Annotated in this window: 12 protein-coding genes and 2 pseudogenes; 10 read left to right on the top strand and 4 right to left on the bottom strand. The window is 62.8% G+C overall.

What is annotated here, in order from left to right:
• Positions 1 to 80: 80 nt before the first annotated feature.
• A complete protein-coding gene (locus tag QO034_RS19380) occupies positions 81 to 836 on the bottom strand; it encodes a GNAT family N-acetyltransferase (protein WP_284487188.1) in 756 nt (251 codons plus the stop codon).
• Entirely contained in the window at positions 833 to 1,969 is a 1,137-nt protein-coding gene (menC, locus tag QO034_RS19375) for an o-succinylbenzoate synthase (protein WP_284487187.1), read from the bottom strand. The genes QO034_RS19380 and menC overlap by 4 nt, the downstream gene beginning before the upstream one ends.
• Positions 1,970 to 2,096: 127 nt before the next feature.
• Here menC and QO034_RS19370 point away from each other — a divergent pair, with 127 nt between their 5' ends.
• From QO034_RS19370 to QO034_RS19335, 8 genes and pseudogenes are all read left to right on the top strand, one after another.
• Positions 2,097 to 2,996, top strand: coding sequence for a MurR/RpiR family transcriptional regulator (locus QO034_RS19370; RefSeq protein WP_284487186.1), 900 nt, complete (start codon positions 2,097 to 2,099; stop codon positions 2,994 to 2,996).
• Positions 2,997 to 3,031: 35 nt separating this feature from the next.
• Positions 3,032 to 4,612 carry an ABC transporter substrate-binding protein gene (locus QO034_RS19365; protein WP_284487185.1) on the top strand — a complete coding sequence of 527 codons (1,581 nt, stop codon included), beginning with the start codon at positions 3,032 to 3,034 and terminating at the stop codon, positions 4,610 to 4,612.
• Positions 4,613 to 4,637: 25 nt separating this feature from the next.
• Positions 4,638 to 5,564: an ABC transporter permease gene (locus QO034_RS19360; protein WP_284487184.1), complete on the top strand. Its 927-nt coding sequence runs from the start codon at positions 4,638 to 4,640 to the stop codon at positions 5,562 to 5,564.
• Positions 5,561 to 6,424, top strand: a complete 864-nt coding sequence (locus QO034_RS19355; protein WP_284487183.1) for an ABC transporter permease — start codon at positions 5,561 to 5,563, stop codon at positions 6,422 to 6,424. Before QO034_RS19360 ends, QO034_RS19355 begins: the two co-directional genes overlap by 4 nt.
• Complete coding sequence (locus QO034_RS19350; RefSeq protein ID WP_284487182.1) at positions 6,424 to 7,389, top strand: ABC transporter ATP-binding protein; 966 nt, start codon at positions 6,424 to 6,426, stop codon at positions 7,387 to 7,389. Before QO034_RS19355 ends, QO034_RS19350 begins: the two co-directional genes overlap by 1 nt.
• A complete protein-coding gene (locus QO034_RS19345; protein ID WP_284487181.1) occupies positions 7,382 to 8,326 on the top strand; it encodes an ABC transporter ATP-binding protein in 945 nt (314 codons plus the stop codon). Before QO034_RS19350 ends, QO034_RS19345 begins: the two co-directional genes overlap by 8 nt.
• 10 nt (positions 8,327 to 8,336) lie before the next feature.
• Positions 8,337 to 9,842 (top strand): M81 family metallopeptidase, encoded by a 1,506-nt coding sequence (locus QO034_RS19340; protein ID WP_284487180.1) that lies wholly within the window; start codon positions 8,337 to 8,339, stop codon positions 9,840 to 9,842.
• Positions 9,843 to 10,060: 218 nt separating this feature from the next.
• A pseudogene (locus QO034_RS19335) lies at positions 10,061 to 10,660 on the top strand (IS6 family transposase).
• Positions 10,661 to 10,796: 136 nt separating this feature from the next.
• On the opposite strand, the gene QO034_RS19330 reads toward QO034_RS19335, so the two are convergent.
• On the bottom strand, positions 10,797 to 13,295 hold the full coding sequence (locus QO034_RS19330) for a zinc-dependent metalloprotease (protein ID WP_284487179.1): 2,499 nt from the start codon (positions 13,293 to 13,295) through the stop codon (positions 10,797 to 10,799).
• 400 nt (positions 13,296 to 13,695) lie between these two features.
• Here QO034_RS19330 and QO034_RS19325 point away from each other — a divergent pair.
• Positions 13,696 to 14,399, top strand: a pseudogene (locus tag QO034_RS19325) (IS6 family transposase).
• 34 nt (positions 14,400 to 14,433) lie between these two features.
• Here the strand turns inward: QO034_RS19325 and QO034_RS19320 are convergent.
• A complete protein-coding gene (locus QO034_RS19320) occupies positions 14,434 to 15,324 on the bottom strand; it encodes a L,D-transpeptidase family protein (protein WP_284487178.1) in 891 nt (296 codons plus the stop codon).
• Here QO034_RS19320 and QO034_RS19315 point away from each other — a divergent pair.
• Positions 15,259 to 16,311: a phospholipase effector Tle1 domain-containing protein gene (locus tag QO034_RS19315; RefSeq protein ID WP_284487177.1), complete on the top strand. Its 1,053-nt coding sequence runs from the start codon at positions 15,259 to 15,261 to the stop codon at positions 16,309 to 16,311. The two genes, QO034_RS19320 and QO034_RS19315, sit on opposite strands and share 66 nt — an antisense overlap.
• Positions 16,312 to 16,411: the final 100 nt, after the last annotated feature.

The following is a 16,411-nucleotide window of genomic DNA, read 5'->3' as shown; positions in this document are numbered from 1 at the left end:
CCGTTCGTGGTCTTGTGCTTCGTGGGGGTCCGACTGCTCATGCCTCCCGGCTCTCATGCTGGATACATGCGGTGAATCCCTCAGTCGATTTGTGAAGCAAGGCCCCTCTGCTGCGCCGGTGGTTCCGTTGCAGGTGTCAGCACATAACTTTCGAGCTCGCTCCGAAAGCCGGTAAGTGCTAGCCCTTCGGCTAGTGCATCACGGATTTCCGAACGCACCCGCAGACGTTCAGACATCGCCATCCCGGGGTCGTTGGCCAGCAATGCGGCAAAGTCCTTCGGGATCGCGATGTAGCGTTCTTCGGATGTCGGCATTTGTCGCATTCCGGCAGCGCGGTCCACGACATGGGGCGCGTCGAGATACCAGTCCGCCAGCAGCCTGTCCGAAGGCGTGCCGGCGTTGATCCCGACCATCTTGCCGTAGTAATCCGGATAATAGGTTGTGACCACGGCACCCAGCCTGCCGATGTTCAGAGCCGCGTTGCGCGCGCGCAGGGGATCGAACGTCCAGCGGACATGGGTGATGCCGCGTTCAAGGCACCAGTCGCGCTGATACCATTTCAGCCTTGCCCCCAGCCCCATCCCCTGCGCCCGTGGCAACACGGCCAGGCGGTGCGAATGTTGGATGTGAGGTTCCCGGGTCGGAAACCCGAACGCATAGCCAATCAACGCGTCATCCAGAAAGGCCCCCGCCGCAAACCCGCCCTCTTGCTGGATGACCATCATCAGGTCATAGGGGTCAGCCAGGTCGTCTTCTCCCCAGACCGCGCGTTGCAGCGCCTCGGCCATGCTGAATTCGGCCATTCCGGAAAGGTCGCGGATGATCGGGACCGTCATGGCGCGAACGCCTCGGTCGAGATTGTCGCTTCGGGCAGGAAATCGTGATCCAGATGGACCCCGATCCCGGCGCCCCGGGGGACCGGCATGCGCCCGTCCCGGGTTTCCAGCTTTTCGCGGATGATGTCGCGCGCGAAATAGCGGCTGGCGCTGGAGGTGTCGCCGGGCTTGCTGAAGTTGGGCAGCGTCGACAGGTGGATGTTATGCGCCCGGCCGATGCCGGACTCCAGCATCCCGCCGCACCAGACCGGCACGTCGAAGGCGGCACAGAGGTCATGGATCCGCAAGGCCGCGCCATAGCCGCCCGACCGGGCCACCTTGACGTTGATGACACGTGCTGCATCCGCTTGCAGCGCCTGTCGGCAGGCTTGAACCGAGTTGATGCATTCGTCCAGGCAGATCGGCGTGCGGATGCGCTTTTGCAGCGTGGCGTGGTCCTGGATGTCGTCCCAGGCCAGGGGCTGTTCGATGTAGTCGAGGTCGAATGCGTCCAGTTTCCGCAGCATCGGCGTATCGGCCAGCGAATAGCAGGCATTGGCATCGACGCTGAGCCGGATATCGGGAAAAGCCTCCCGGACGGCCGCGACTAGGTCAACGTCATGGCCCGGCCGGGTCTTCAGCTTGATGCGCTTGTAGCCTTGCGCGTGGTGTTCGGCCACGCGTTTGACGGTATCGTCGATGCTGCCGATCCCCAGCGACACCCCAACCTCCACGCTGTCACCCGACCCGCCCAGCAGCGTACCCAGCGGCAGGTTCAGCGATTTGGCCCACAGATCCCGGAACGCCATTTCGACCGTAGCCTTGGTCATCTGGTGGCCGCGCCAGGGCGTCAGCAGATCTTGCAGCGCGGCAGGGTTCGCGAAGCTTTTCCCGACGATCATCGGCAGGAACAATTCGCGCAACAGTGCCATCGCCGCCGGGATGGTCTCGCCAAGATAGTCGGGAAAGGGATCCATGACGCCTTCGGCATAACCTTCATGCGCCCCCGACCGCAGGATCAACAGCGGAAAGACCCTTTCATACATCGTGCCCGTCGAGATTACGAAAGGGGTCAGCAGGGGCAGGCGAACCAGCCGCAATTCGGCGCTGTCAATGGTCAGGGGCGGGCGGGTGTCGCTATGGGTGTCGGGCATGTCGGAACCATTTGGGTAATGCGATTTGCCAAGCCTATGTCGAAGAAATATTTCTTGCAAGATCGGCATTTTGCAATTTTACTGTCATCGTGGCGGCGAACATGCCGCGCATTCCGGGGGCAGAGGGTTGAGGAATCAGGACTACGACAGTGTCGGATTGCGCCAGTTGATCGGGGCCAGCGTCGAGGGCGCAACCAAGGGCGAAAAGGCGATCGCGCGCTACCTTCTGACCAACTTCAAGACGCTCCCGTTCGAGACGGCGGCCACCCTGGCGCAGAAGATCGGCGTTTCCGAAGCCAGTATAGGTCGCTACTGCCGCAGCATCGGATTGGACAGTTTCAAGGGGCTCAAGGCGCGGTTGCAGGCGGATTTCGGAGAAAGCGCCTGGCTGATCGGAGACCGGCTTCGTGACTTTCACGCCAGGTCGCGCAAGGGCGGTGCCGAACTGACCCGCGCCCTGGAACTGGAAATCGCAGCTCTGGTGGCGGTCTATGAAATGGCCGCCGGGACGCAGTTCGCCCGCGTGGTCAAGCGTCTGGCGCAATGTCCGCATGTCTTTGTCGCCGGGTTCCAGACCGAGCGCGGCCATGCAGCCTATCTGGCTCACGGTCTGCAATACCTGCGTCCGGGGGTCTGGCTGACCGATCAGGCGGGGGGCACCTTCGCCGAACTGTTGCAAAGTGAGCCCAAATCCGCTTGCCTGGTGCTGATCGACGGGCGCAAGTATTCGCGCATGGCCGAGAAACTGGCCCGCGCGGCACGCGACCGGGGTGTGAAGGTGACCCTGATCACCGACCCCTATTGCGATTGGGGCGCGGAACTGGCGGATGACATGTTCGCGGTCCCGACCGATCTGAACCTGTTCTGGGACAACACCGCAGCGATGGCCAGCCTGATCAGCCTGTTGGTGAACGGCGTGTTCAACGAACTGGGTGCCGATGTGGAACAACGCATGGCGGCAGTATCGGCGGGTTACAACAGTTTTGTCGGGCATAGCGGCAGCGTGCCGGAGTCGCGGGCAAGATGAAAAGAACGAATGAATATCCAACAGGAGAAACAAACATGAACAGATCAATCAGGGGCTGTCTATTGGCCACCGGCGTTTCGCTGGCGGCCATGGTTTCCATGGCGCCGTCCGTTTTTGCCCAAGAGGCGGTGATCGTACTGGCATCGAACGAGGTTGGCCAGCCGATGTACAACCCGATCAAGGGGACATTGCTGAACACCGCCAACAGTATGATCTATGACCGTCTTGTCGCCCAGGACGCCGAGCGCGGGTATCATCCGCATCTGGCCGAAAGCTGGGAGGAGGCCGAGGATGGCATGGCCTGGACTTTCAAGCTCAAGCAGGGCGTGACCTTCCATAACGGAGAGCCGTTCAACGCGCAGACCATCGTGGACTGGATCCCGCTGTTTGAGGGAAGCGAGAATGCCTATCTCGTCGCCGCGATCGAAAAGGTCGAGAAGCTCGACGAGCACACCGTCAGGTTCGTGATGAAACATCCCGATCCGAACATGCTCTACAACCTGGCCAGCGCGTTCATGGGCGTGCCCGAACCCAAGGCTTTCGTCGCTCTGGGCGATGATTTCGGCGTCACCGAAGCGGTCGGCACCGGTCCCTACCGGATGGAAAGCTTCGACATCGGCCTGGAAACCGTGCTGGTGCGCAACGAAGATTACACCTGGGGCACCCCGCTGGCGGAAAACACCGGCCCGGCCAAGTTCGAGCGGCTGACCTTCCGCGAGATCGCCGAGGATTCCACCGCCTACCTGGAACTGCGGACAGGTGGGGTGGATGTGCTGCTATCGGTCCCGTCCGACTTCCTGCCCGAGGTGAAACAGGAAGACGATCTCAAGCTGCTGACGATCCAGGGCCGCGAGCTGACCTATATGGTGATGAACGTGACCAAGGAGCCGTTCACGGACATCAATGTCCGGCAGGCCGCCGCGCTTGCAATCAACCAACAGGAAATTCTCGACAATATCTACAACGGCGTCGGGCTGGCGGCGGACACTTTCCTGATCTCCGCGCTGCCCGAGGCCAAGATCGCCGACGAACACCGTATTTCCTACGACCCTGACAAGGCGAATGCCCTGCTGGAGGAGGCGGGCTGGAAAATGGGCCCGGACGGCGTGCGCATGAAGGATGGCAAGCCGCTGGAAGTGGCGCTTTGGACGCAGAGCGACAGCACGTTCCGCAGGTTGACCGAGGTGGTGCAGGCGCAGCTGAAGGCCGTCGGGATCAGCGGCCAGATATCCACGTTCGACAGCGCCATGATCCGCGACCAGTACAAGTCCGGCGAACAGCAGATGGCGGTGCGGTCCTACATCTGGGACAATGCCGATATCGTGGACTGGTTCTTTGGCGCCGACCGGTTGGGCTACCCGAACATCTCGATGTTCGTGGATCCCAAGGCAGAGGAATTGCGTGCGGCGGCCATGACCGGATCGAAAAGCTCGGCCGAGCGGGTGGCGAATTTCACGGCCTACCATGAGTACGTCCTGTCGCAATTCCCGGTTTCGCCGATCTATCAGCCGGTGATTGGTCTCGGCTACAACACGACGCGGGTCAGCCTGCCGGACAGCATCAACGCGCCGGACATCAACTCGACCGTGTTGATCGACATGGCGCCGGCCGAATAGCCGACGGCGGGGCTGGGGGCAGAGAATGCTGGGCTATATATTCAGACGGCTGTTGCTGCTGGTCCCCGTCTTTCTGGCGGTGTCGGTGGTGATCTTTTCGATCATCCATCTGATTCCGGGCGACCCGATCGACAACCTGCTCAAGATCGGGTCGGGTCCGGAACAGCGCGAGATCATAACCGCGCGGTATGGCTTGGACAAACCTCTGGTGGTGCAATACTGGATCTGGCTGAGCGGCGTGCTGCAAGGCGATCTGGGCACCGCCATCGTCGCGCGGCGCCCCGTGGCGGACCTGATTGCACAGGCGCTGCCGCATTCCCTGACGCTGGGCCTGTGCGCGCTGGCGTTTTCGACCACTTTCGGCATTGTGCTGGGAGTGATAGCGGCTCTCAACCGCGACAAGTTTGCGGACCAGGCGATCATGGGCGGCGTTCTGCTGGGATCGACGATGCCGGGCTTCTGGCTGGGCCTGCTGCTGATCCTGGTGTTCTCGGTCTGGTTGGGCATGTTCCCGGTTTCGGGAGCGCGCACATGGTCGGCGCTGGTCTTGCCGGTGGTGACCGTCGGGTTGGGCGGGACCGCGCTCGTGGCGCGGGTCACGCGGGTCGCGATGATCGAGGCGGCACAGCGCGATTTCGTAATGCTGCTGCACGCCAAGGGGATGCGGCCGCTCCGTATCAACCTGCGCCATGTCCTGCGCCATGCGCTGATCCCGGTCGTCACGATCCTGTCGCTGCGCATCGGGTGGATTCTCGGCGGTGCGGTGACGGTCGAGGTCGTCTTCGCCCGGCCGGGGTTGGGCACGCTGCTGATCAAATCGCTGAACCAGCATGATTATCCGGTGGTGCAGGCCTGTCTGCTGATCCTCGCCATGGCGGTCATGCTGGGCACGCTGATCGGCGATGTCATACAGGCGGCGATGGATCCGCGTATTCGGGCCGCGCTGGGATGAAGGTCGGCACATTCGATACCCGCAGCGGCGCGATCGCGCGCGCGCTGGCCACGCCCAAGGGCGTCATCGCCGGCGGCTGGCTGTTCCTCGTCGTGTTTGTCGCGATCTTTGCGCCCTACCTGACGCCCTACGACTACGACATCCAGAACCTGCCGAACGCCTTTGCCCCTCCAAGCGCCGCGCATTGGCTGGGTACGGACGAATTCGGCCGCGACCTGCTGACCCGCATCATGTACGGCGCCCGAACCTCGCTCAGCGTTTCGAGCGTCGCGATCGGAATATCCGTGTTCTGCGGCATGTGCCTTGGCGCGGCGGCGGGATTTTTCGGCGGCTGGTTCGACCGGGCGGTGACCGTCGCGGTCGATTTGACATGGTCGTTTCCCGAGATCCTGGTGGCGCTGATCCTTGTCGCCATCATGGGGCCGGGTGTCACGGGAACGATGATCGCCATCGGTGTCGCCTATCTGGCCCAGTTTACCCGGCTGACACGCGCGCAGATCATGGCGATCAAGTCCGAAACCTTCGTCGAGGCTTCGCGGTCGCTGGGCGCCGGCCACGGTTATATCCTGTTCAGGCACCTGTTGCCCAATGCGCTGACGCCGGTGATCGTGGCGGCCATGCTGGCCACCGGCGATGCCATCATCCTGGAGGCGACGCTGGGCTTTTTCGGCCTGGGTGCGCAGCCGCCGACGCCCAGTTGGGGTGCGCTGATGTCTTCGGGCACGGCGCAACTGTTCAAGGCGCCCTGGATCATCATCCTGCCCGGTGTCGCGGTTGCGGTGACCGTCTTTGCAATCAACCTTTTTGGCGATGCCCTGGTCCGGGCCCTGGATGTCCGCGCCGGATTGCGGGAGGCGTGATGCTGCTGCGCGTCGAAAACCTGTCGGTGCAAATCGGGTCGATCACTCCCCTCGAAGGCGTGAACTTCGATCTCGATAAGGGCGAGATCCTGGGGCTGGTCGGGGAAAGCGGGTCGGGCAAATCGCTGACGGCGCTGGCGCTGGCCGGGCTGCTGCCGCTGATCGGCGGGCGGATACCGACCGGCCGCCTGCTCTTTGACGGCGCCGACATGGTGCCGATGTCAAGGTCGCAGCTGCGCGCGTTGCGCGGAAGGAAGATCGCCTTTGTCACGCAGAACCCGATGACCGCGCTCGATCCGGTGCAGCGCATCGGGGATCAGGTCGATTTCGTGTCGCGCACCCACCTGGGGCTGGGCCGCAAGGCAGCGCGGGCGCGCACGGTCGAGCTATTGACGCAATTGCGGATCCCGCAGGCCGACACGATCTGCAATGCCTATCCGCATCAGCTGTCTGGGGGCATGAAACAGCGCATCGTGATCGCGATGGCCCTGTCGGGCGATCCCGAACTGATCATCGCGGATGAACCCACGACCGCGCTGGATGTCACCGTGCAGGCGCAGATCATCCAGATCCTGACGACGCTGGTGCGCGAACGCGGTCTGGCGCTGGTCCTGATTACGCATGACATGGGCGTGGTGGCGCAGGCCTGCGACAAGGTCGTGGTGCTGTATGCCGGCCGGCTGGCCGAGCAGCGGCAGGTGAACGCGCTGTTCGGTCGGCCGGCGCATCCGTACAGCGCGGCGCTGATCGGCTGTATCCCGCGCGAGGGCATGGCCCCGGGTTCGCTGGTCGGCATTCCCGGCGCGGTGCCCTCGGTGGCCTCCTATCCGACCGGCTGTAGATTTCATCCGCGCTGCACCAATGCCGGTGCCGGTTGCTCTGATATCGTACCGGAGCTGCGATCGCTGGATGCGGGCGGCGCGGTGGCCTGCCATTATCCATTGCCTGGGATCGAAAATGCCTGATCCGCTGCTCAGACTGCAAAACCTCTCGAAGCGGTTCGAAACGCCGAACGGGTTTCTGAAAAAGCCGCGCAGCATGTTGGCGGTGCGGGACGTGTCGCTGTCGATTGCGCGCGGCGAGGTCGTCGGCGTGGTCGGGGAAAGCGGTTGCGGCAAGTCCACGCTGGCCCGTCTTGCGCTCTGCCTGCTGGAACCTTCCGGCGGCTCGGTCTCTTTTGACGGGGCCGACCTGACCGGTTTGCGGGCCCGCGAGCTGCGCCGGATGCGGCAGCGGATGACGATGGTGTTTCAGGATCCCTATTCCTCGCTCGATCCGCGCTACCGCATTGCGGACGCCGTGGCCGAGCCCTTCGCGGTGCAGGGGCTTCCCGTGCCCGCCGGCCGGATCGCGGAACTTCTGTCCAAGGTCGGGCTTCCCGCGTCCATGGCCGACAGCTATCCACATCAGTTGTCGGGCGGCCAGCGTCAGAGGGTGGGAATCGCGCGGGCGCTGGCGCTGAACCCCGATTTCGTCGTCCTGGACGAGCCCACCGCTTCGCTCGACGTCTCCATCCAGGCGCAGATTATCGCGCTGATCCAGGGTTTGCAGGCCGACCTGGGCCTGACCTATCTGTTCATAAGTCACGACCTGGGGCTGGTGCGGTATTTCTGCACCCGGATCGTCGTCATGTACCTGGGTGCGGTGGTCGAGGAATTGCCCGATCCGCAGGCGGCGCCGCGCCATCCCTATACCGCGACCCTGCTGGCCAGCACCTTCGCGCCCGACCCGGCAGAACGCAAGCAGCTCTCCGAGCTGACCGACGAGGTGCCCAGCGCCTTCGATCTTCCGAAGGGCTGCGCCTTTGCTGGCCGCTGCCCCAAAGTCACCGAACGGTGCCGCGTGACGGTGCCGCAATTGTCCGACGGAGAGCATCCCGTCGCCTGTTTTTACCCCCTGTGAAGGAACACCCATGCCCCACCGCGTTCTCACCGCCGAGTTCATCCATGAAAGCAATACCTTCAAGAAGGGGGTGACCGATCTTCACGCCTTCGAGATCGACGTTCTGCTGGAGGGCGAGGTGGCGTTGAAGACCCTGTGCAACAGCAATACCGGCATTTCCGGTTTTGCCGATGTCGCAGAGGAGGCCGGCTGGGACATGCGGCATGTGATTTCGGCCTATGCCGAGCCGGGCTCGAAGGTGTCGCGGCAGGCGTTCGATCATGTCGCAGGCAAGATCTGCGCCGCGGCTCTGGCGCAGAAAGACAACCTCGACGGGATCCTCCTGGCGCTGCACGGTGCCATGGTCACCGAATTCTGCGAGGACGGCGAGGGCGAATTGCTGCGACGCCTGCGGGACGTGGTCGGGCCGGACATCCCTGTCGCGATGACGCTGGACCTGCACGCCAACGTCACGCCGCAGATGGCGGAGCTGGCCGATATCATCGTTTCCTACAAGACCTATCCGCATATCGACCTGCGTGAGCGGGGGGTGCAGGCCGGGCAGCTGCTGGAGGCGGCGATGGCGGGCGAAACCCGCCCCAAGACCCTGCGCGCGCATCGGCCGATGCTGGACGACCCCAACGGGGGCCGCACCGATACCGGCCCGCTGGTGCCGCTCTATGCCGATGCGCTGGCACATGAGTCCGAACCGGGCATTCATGCAGTCTCGCTGAATGCGGGCTTCAGCGATGCGGATATCTTTCACATGGGACCGACCGTTCTCGTGACATATGATACCGGCACCGATGGCGCCGAGGGCCGCGCCCGTGAGATCGCCGAGAGGCTGGCCGATGGCATCTGGCACGCCCGTGACAGCCTGGCCAACGATTTCCTGAGTGTGGATGACGCCTGCCGCCACGCGCTGAGCTACCGGTCGGACAAGGGGCCGCTGGTGATTGCGGATTATGCCGACAATCCCGGCTCGGGGGCCTATGGCGATGCCACGAACCTGCTGGCCGCGATGCTGAAGGCCGGGCTGGAGAATGCCACCTTTGCCCCGATGATCGACCCGGAGGCCGCCGCGGCGCTGTGTAGCGGCCAGGTCGGCGATGAGGTGAGGCTTGCCCTGGGAGGCAAGAACGACCCGGACTTCGGCGGCGGCCCGATCGAGGTGACCGGAGAGATCCGGCACATCTCGGATGGGCGGTTGACCGGCGACGGGCCGATGCTGGGCGGGCTGCCCTTCAGCTTTGGTCCGACGGCGGTCCTGCGGGTGCGGGGGATCGACATCCTGGTCGTTACCGAGCGTGGCCAGATGCTGGACCTCCAGCAGTTCAAGGCTTTCGGCATCGAACCGGAGCGGAAATCCACGGTGGCGCTGAAATCGATGCAGCACTTCCGCGCGGCATTCGAACCGATCGCCGGAGAGGTGATCGTCTGCGACAGCGGTGCATTGTCCACACCGCAGATGAGCAAGCGGCCCTATGTGAACGTGAGGCGCCCGATCTGGCCACTGGACGCCGATGTCCAGCCATGACGTTTCTTGGAGGGACCGCTCCAGACGGCAATGTCAGAGCAGTCCGGCTTGCGGCGGGGCAGGGGGCTGGATAACGTCCTGGCATGAGGAAGCGCGACGGCACTGTCAAAGGAAACCAGCGTGAGGCGGGCAGGGTGGTTTCGTAGCCTCTCGGCATGACCAAATGATCCCGGTTTCGCTATTTCAAGACCAGCCCGGAGATCATCGGACTGGCGGTCATGCTGTATATCCGGTTCCCGCTGTCGCTTCGGTACGTGGAAGATCTGCTGCACGAGCGCAGCATCGATGTGAGCCATGAAGCCGTTCGATTTTGGTGGCACAGGTTCGGGCCGATGTTCGCCGCCGAAATCCGAAAGCGCCGGATAGAAGGGATGAAATCCAGCCGATGGTGCTGGCATCTCGACGAGATGTTCGTGAAGATCAACGGCGAACGGCGCTACTTCTGACGGGCCGTGGATCATGAGGGCGGGGTCTTGGGAAGCTTCGTGACGAAGACGCAGGACAAGAAAACCGCATTGAAATTCCTGAAGAAAACGATGCGGGGCTACGGCCGTCCCGAGGCGATCACTACCGACTTGCTTCGATCCTACGGCGCCGCTCTGAGCGAAATTGGTGCAACAGACCTGCAGGAAACCGGTCGCTGTGCAAACAATCGCGCAGAGAATTCGCACCCGCCGTTCCGACGACGGGAGCGGGCGATGCGGCGCTTCCGGGGCATGCGGAGTTTGCAGATGTTCGCCGCCGTCCAGTCATGCGTATCGAACCACTTCAACCTGGAACGCCATCTCTGCTCACGACAGAATTTCAAGAAGAACTGAACCGCTGCTCTCGCCGAGCGGCGTCAGCTAGGTGCGGAGTAAGGGACAGGCTCACTGTCCATTCGGAGACGGGTTCGGATTCGTCTGACACCTCCATCGAAATCGGTCGCTCGTTCCATGCTGTTGCCGCCAGCCTTCACTGAACCACTTGCCGTGCGCGGGTCGCCATGGACAGGAAGTGATACCGGTCGTCCGAGCTGACCGCGCGGGCTGCCGCGACGTCGAGCCGCTCGGCAAGTTTGGGCAGCATCTCGCGTGCCCAGGCGGGGAACACGGTCTCGCCGTTCGACGCGGTGAGGCTGGCGGCGAAAGGATAGCTCAGGCCGGAGCCGCCGGCCAACTCCCGCCGGAGCTTCATCCTTTGGGCCCGGTCCATCGCCTTCTCCTCCGCGAGGATCGCGGCCAAGCGGTCGAGATAGGCGCGCTGCAGGCTGCGCCGCCAGTTCGGAGCCGTTTCGAGATCGCCCCATATGGCATCGTAGCTGTCGCTGGCGAAATCGAGAGGTCCGTAGGCATCGGGATCGGCGGCCTTCTGGTTCTGCAGCAGGGGCAGCTTCTTGATGCCCGCGGGAAATTTCGAGTTCGGCAGCACTTCGAACAGCTCGTCCACCAGCGATGCCTGCAGGTCCGCGATGGCCTCGGTGCCGCCGAATACGGCGACCCGGTCGACAAGCTCGGGCGTCAGGTAGACGTTCAGGCTTCGCGCGCCTTCGCCCATGAGATACTGAATGGCCGCGCGCTGCTGATCGGCGGGGACGAGTTTCTTGTGCGGTCCTTCCGTGGCCCAGGGATAGGCTTCGACACCGCCGATGAGCTTCGTCACCGATCTCAGGAACCGCATGTGGAAGTTCTGGATCGCGCTGTAGGCGCCCGCCAGATCGGCATCGTCGTCCCTCGTCGCATCGGACAGCCGTTCGACGGAGCGGATGAAATTGGCCACGCCGAGGCGGGTCGCCTCAACGCGGTCCGAACCCGTGCTTTCCATCAGGACACGGGGATCGGCACTCCAGAGTTCAAGCTCGCCGCCGAGTTCCCCCGCAGCCCAGAGCAGCCGGCGGTCCTTCTGCGCTTCGTCGGTGAAGGCCGCAAGCGCGTCGGGGCCGGCGAATTCGCCGTAACCCCATTTGACGGCAAAGAAATCATAGGGGCCCGGATCTGGCATGAACTTCGTTATCCCGTCACCAGGTTGCGCGGCCTGGTTCCAACGCCCGTAAGACATCAGCGAGGTCGTGGCACCGGAAAGCGCATTGGCGAATGCCGGGTCGCGCAGCTGATCCACCGAGTAGACAGTCGAGGCAAGGTGGTTATGCCTCAGACCGATGGCATGGCCCACTTCGTGAGCGACGGCGTATTGAAGCAGGCGTCCCTGATAATCCTCGCTGAGCGGGAGCGACGTGACATTGCTGTCGAGCGATGCATGAACGCCATAGTAGTAGCGGCTGAAGATCGTGATGACCCCCGGCCAGACCTCGACATGCGACGACAGGATTTCGCCCGAACGTGGGTCGACAGTATGCGGACCTGTGGCGTTCTCCGTCGGCCGGGCGAGCCAGCGAACAGTGCTGTAGCGCACATCCTCGGGTGTCCAGTCCGGGTCGTCGGCGAAGGACGGCGCGTCGCGGGCGACGATGGCGTTGGAAAAGCCGGCGGCCTCAAAGACCGGCTGCCAGCTTTCCACGGCCGCCTTGAGATAGGGCCGCCAGCGGTCGGGCACCTCGCGGCCGATGTAGAAGACGATCGGTTTGACAGGATCGCTGACTGCCGCGCCGGGCTCCTTCTTTTCCAGCCGGTAGCGCATGATCAGGCTTTGGGCCTGGGCGAGGCGCCCCGACTCTTCGTAAACGGTGAATTCTGAATCTGCTTCGGTCACGCCGGCGCCGGTGCGGAAGAAACCGACCCTGGGATCGAACTGGCGCGCCTCCATCGGCTCGTCGGGCAGCATGACGAGCGAATGGCTGATGCGCATTGAGATGTTGCGCGGCGGGGCGATCGGGTCGTTCGCCTTGGCGACGAATGTCAGGTGCGTCCGGACGTTGAAGTTCTCGGGAAAGACCCGGACGCTGGTGATGTAGGACGCGTCCGGCAGAACCTGCACTGGCACGAGCCCCGCCGCGGCAACCTGCGACCGGGCCGACGCGAAATCGATGTCGCCCGAGAAGAGCGCGGTCACGTCGACCAGCACACGGCCGTCCTGCGCGGTGGCGATGACGGGAAGGATGGCGGCGACAGGCGGCTCGTTCGAGCGGCGCACCGAGATCGCGATCGGGCTGATTTCAGCCCCGGACTCCTGCCCCGGCTCCGGCGCCTGTCGATCGCCGATGCGATTAGCGAGGCTTGCCGTCAGGTTCCGAATGAAGACCGAGGCGCCGTGCTGTTCGAACCGCACCACCGAACCGCCGAGCCAAAGGTGGCTGTCGACGCCCGTCGGTACCGTGACGGTTTCGGAGTACCACAGGAACATCCGTTCAAACGCGTCCTTCGGCAAGATCAGCAGGGTCTTGCCGGCCTTCGAATAGGCGGAAACCGCGCCTTCCCCGATGAGTTCGGCATCCGCGAGCGAGCTTTCGATGGTGACGGGCGCTGTATCGGTGTCGGGTTGCTGGGCGGTGGCAGAGACGGCAACGGTGACACTCAAGAACAAACCAACGAGAAATACTGCAAGTTTACTTGAATACATAAAAGCCCCTCCAGACTTGGCAGTAGTCGGCAATGAAATCATCAAACACAATTCGGATCAAAGCTGCAACCTTGGCGGTGCATCGCAACTGATGTGCCCGAATGCCCGCGCTGGGATTCGAACACGCAGAATTGCAGGCATGAAATCCAGCCGCTGGCGCCGGCGCCTCGACGAGAGTGCGCCGCGAGGCTCCAGCAATTGATGCGGGTGCCGGGCTGCACGAAAGATGACGGTAGGCCCCTCGAAGCCGGCCGTCAGGGGCAGTGACCTGCCCCCCGAAATCTCCCGCATTGTAATGTAGGGCCTTGTCAGAAGGATTTGAGTTGAGGCGGGCAGGGTGGTTTCGTAGCTTTCACTCATGACAAAACCTGACCCGTTCAAGTGCTTTCACAGCAGCCCCGAAATCATTCGCCTGGCGGTGATGATGTACGTTCGGTTCCCGTTGTCGCTACGCAACGTCGAGGATCTGCTGCACGAGCGCGGCGTCGAAATCAGCCACGAGACCGTCCGGTTCTGGTGGCACCGTTTCGGCCCGATGTTCGCGTCCGAGATCCGCAAGCGCCGGATCGAAAGGCTGCAATCCAGCCGATGGAGATGGCACCTCGACGAGATGTTCGTGAAGGTAAATGGCGAACGGCACTATCTCTGGCGGGCCGTTGATCACGAGGGCGAGGTTCTGGAAAGCTTCGTCACGAAGACACGGGACAAGAAAGCCGCATTGAAATTTCTCAAGAAAACGATGAAGCTGCACGGCAGGCCGCATGTGTTCGTGACCGATTTGCTCCGCTCATATGGTGCCGCTCTGAGGGAAATCGGTGCCGCGGGCCGGCAGGAAACCGGTCGCTGTGCAAACAATCGCGCAGAGAATTCACACCTGCCGTTCCGACGACGGGAACGGGCAATGCAACGCTTCCGGCGGATGCGGAGTTTGCAGAGTTCGCCGCCGTCCACTCGTCCGTATCGAACTATTTCAACCAGGAACGCCACCTCTACTCCCGACAGAATTTCAAGCTCAACCGCGCCGCCGCCCTCGCCGAGTGGCGTCAGCTTGGTGCGGCATAAGGAACAGCGATCCTGCCTTTCGTGAGACTCGTTCTCATCGGTCTGACAACACCGTCGGGCGTCCTGGCGCAGGCCGGAGAGGTTGGTGTCTTGCGTAGTCGGCCACACCGTCCCAGTCCGACGGATGCGACCGGGCGCTGAGCGCCTGCACCGCGGCGGACATCTCGGATTCCGCGCTTCCACCAAGCACCAGCCCCGGATGGGTCAGCTCCCACGGGTCGCTCTTTGCGCCGGCAATAATCACCGGCGTGCCTATATGGGTGACGGTGAAGAGCTTCTCGGAAAATTCGAGCGGCAGCCGGACGCAGCCATCGCTTGCCGGGAATCCCGGCAGGTTGCCGGCATGCAGCGCCACGCCGTCCCAGGTCAGCCGGTTCATGTTCGGCATCGGCGCATTGTTGTAGGTGGAGGATCGGTGATGCTTGTCCTTCTGCAGAATCGTGAAGACCCCCGTCGGCGTTCCGTGCCCCGACTTCCCAGTCGAGCAGGTGGAAACCGCGATACGTATCCCGTTCCGGTAGACATGCACCAGTTGCTCCGGCAGCGAGACTATGATGGCCACCGCACCGGCCGGCGACCGATCGGGGTGCCAAGTGAAGTCCCCCGGCAGCATGTTGTTGATGTCGTATAGGATCCTGTCGTGCTCGGTCGCGACAAGCGGCAGGCCTGCAACAATGCCTGCGCCGGCCAATCCTGCAAGGGTCTGACGCCGGTTCCATCCCCGGCAATTGCCTGTACGATTTCCCATGACTTTCTGCTCCGATTGCCTGCCCATACTTGGACCAAAATTGAAGTAGGGACGTGTCGAATCGACCGGTTCAGAGCTTATCTCCGACGCATCGACGAGGGCCGCGCGATATTGAAACGACTTCTTTTCTTCTTCGACGGAACCTGGCGTGGATCGGACGCGCCTGAACCGAGTCATGTGCTACGCCTCTGCTCGGGAACGCGGATCAGCGGCTCCCAGATCGTCTTTTATCATCCCGGCGTAGGTTCGGGCTATGGAACCGGCCGCACTGCGCGCTTGATTGATCGCTACCTTGGCGGTGGGCTCGGCAGCGGAATGCAGAATATCGTCGAAGAGGCCTACCGCCATCTCGTCCTGAACTACTCTGCTGGATGTGAAATCTTCTTCTTTGGCTGGTCGCGCGGCGCATACATTGCGCGTCGGATGGTCGACGTTCTCAGAGCGTCGGGTCTCGTCGAAAGGGACAAGCTGCATGAAATCAAACTTGCGGTGAACAATGGCCTTTCCCTTCGCTGGAGAGGCCAGAGAACCTTCCCGGACAGCACGGAGAACCTGGGCTTTCGCGCCAGGCATTCACGGCGTTGCGTCACGAGTCCGTTCGAGCAGCAATGGCGAATGGAAAACAAGCTGCCCGAGGCCGAATTGCTGACGATCCGGTATGTCGGGCTCTGGGACTGCGTCAGCGCCATGGGTATTCCAAAGGCCCTTCCGACGCTGCGGCGTCTCGTCGGACAGGGTTCGATTGATTTTCACGATCACCATGCCTCCAGCATGATCCGGTCACTTCGACATGCCCTCGCGATCGATGAGACCCGTCGACTGTTTCCTCCCTCGACATTTGACAACCTCAAGAATTTGCGGGAGGCCTTCGGTGAAGGCGACAATACCTTTGAAGAGCGCTGGTTCGCGGGCGTACACACGGATATCGGGGGAGGAAACGGCCTGAGCCGTCTCTCGGCACCGCCATTCGTCTGGATTGTCGAAGCCGCGGTAAATGCGGGCATGGAATTGAATGGCTGGTTTTTGGAGGACATGCACAGCGGAACAGATTGGCGCGGTACGGATCTCGGCGACATTTGCTGGCTCCTCGGGCTCACGGATGTCGGGCGGCGGCGGCGAAGCCCGCGATTGGTGCCCTTTCCACTAGGCGGCGTCTGCATTTAAGGGATTCCCAAATCGCCTCCGGTTTGATTCGAGATCGAAAACGGGAGGCGATCTTGGGCCGGCGGACATTGACGGACAGGCAGTGGGCGATCATCGCGCC

Source organism: Sedimentitalea xiamensis (assembly GCF_030164465.1).
GTDB classification, from domain to species: Bacteria; Pseudomonadota; Alphaproteobacteria; order Rhodobacterales; family Rhodobacteraceae; genus Sedimentitalea; species Sedimentitalea xiamensis.
The sequence above is the reverse complement of the archived record's forward strand: the minus strand, read 5'-3'. Positions and strand labels throughout refer to the sequence as shown.

Coding starts and splice junctions, on each gene's coding strand:
- QO034_RS19380 (WP_284487188.1), bottom strand. CDS start 836: ATGACGGTCCCGATCATCCGCGACCTTTCCGGAATGGCCGAATTCAGC.
- menC (WP_284487187.1), bottom strand. CDS start 1,969: ATGCCCGACACCCATAGCGACACCCGCCCGCCCCTGACCATTGACAGC.
- QO034_RS19365 (WP_284487185.1), top strand. CDS start 3,032: ATGAACAGATCAATCAGGGGCTGTCTATTGGCCACCGGCGTTTCGCTG.
- QO034_RS19360 (WP_284487184.1), top strand. CDS start 4,638: ATGCTGGGCTATATATTCAGACGGCTGTTGCTGCTGGTCCCCGTCTTT.
- QO034_RS19355 (WP_284487183.1), top strand. CDS start 5,561: ATGAAGGTCGGCACATTCGATACCCGCAGCGGCGCGATCGCGCGCGCG.
- QO034_RS19350 (WP_284487182.1), top strand. CDS start 6,424: ATGCTGCTGCGCGTCGAAAACCTGTCGGTGCAAATCGGGTCGATCACT.
- QO034_RS19345 (WP_284487181.1), top strand. CDS start 7,382: ATGCCTGATCCGCTGCTCAGACTGCAAAACCTCTCGAAGCGGTTCGAA.
- QO034_RS19340 (WP_284487180.1), top strand. CDS start 8,337: ATGCCCCACCGCGTTCTCACCGCCGAGTTCATCCATGAAAGCAATACC.
- QO034_RS19320 (WP_284487178.1), bottom strand. CDS start 15,324: ATGACTCGGTTCAGGCGCGTCCGATCCACGCCAGGTTCCGTCGAAGAA.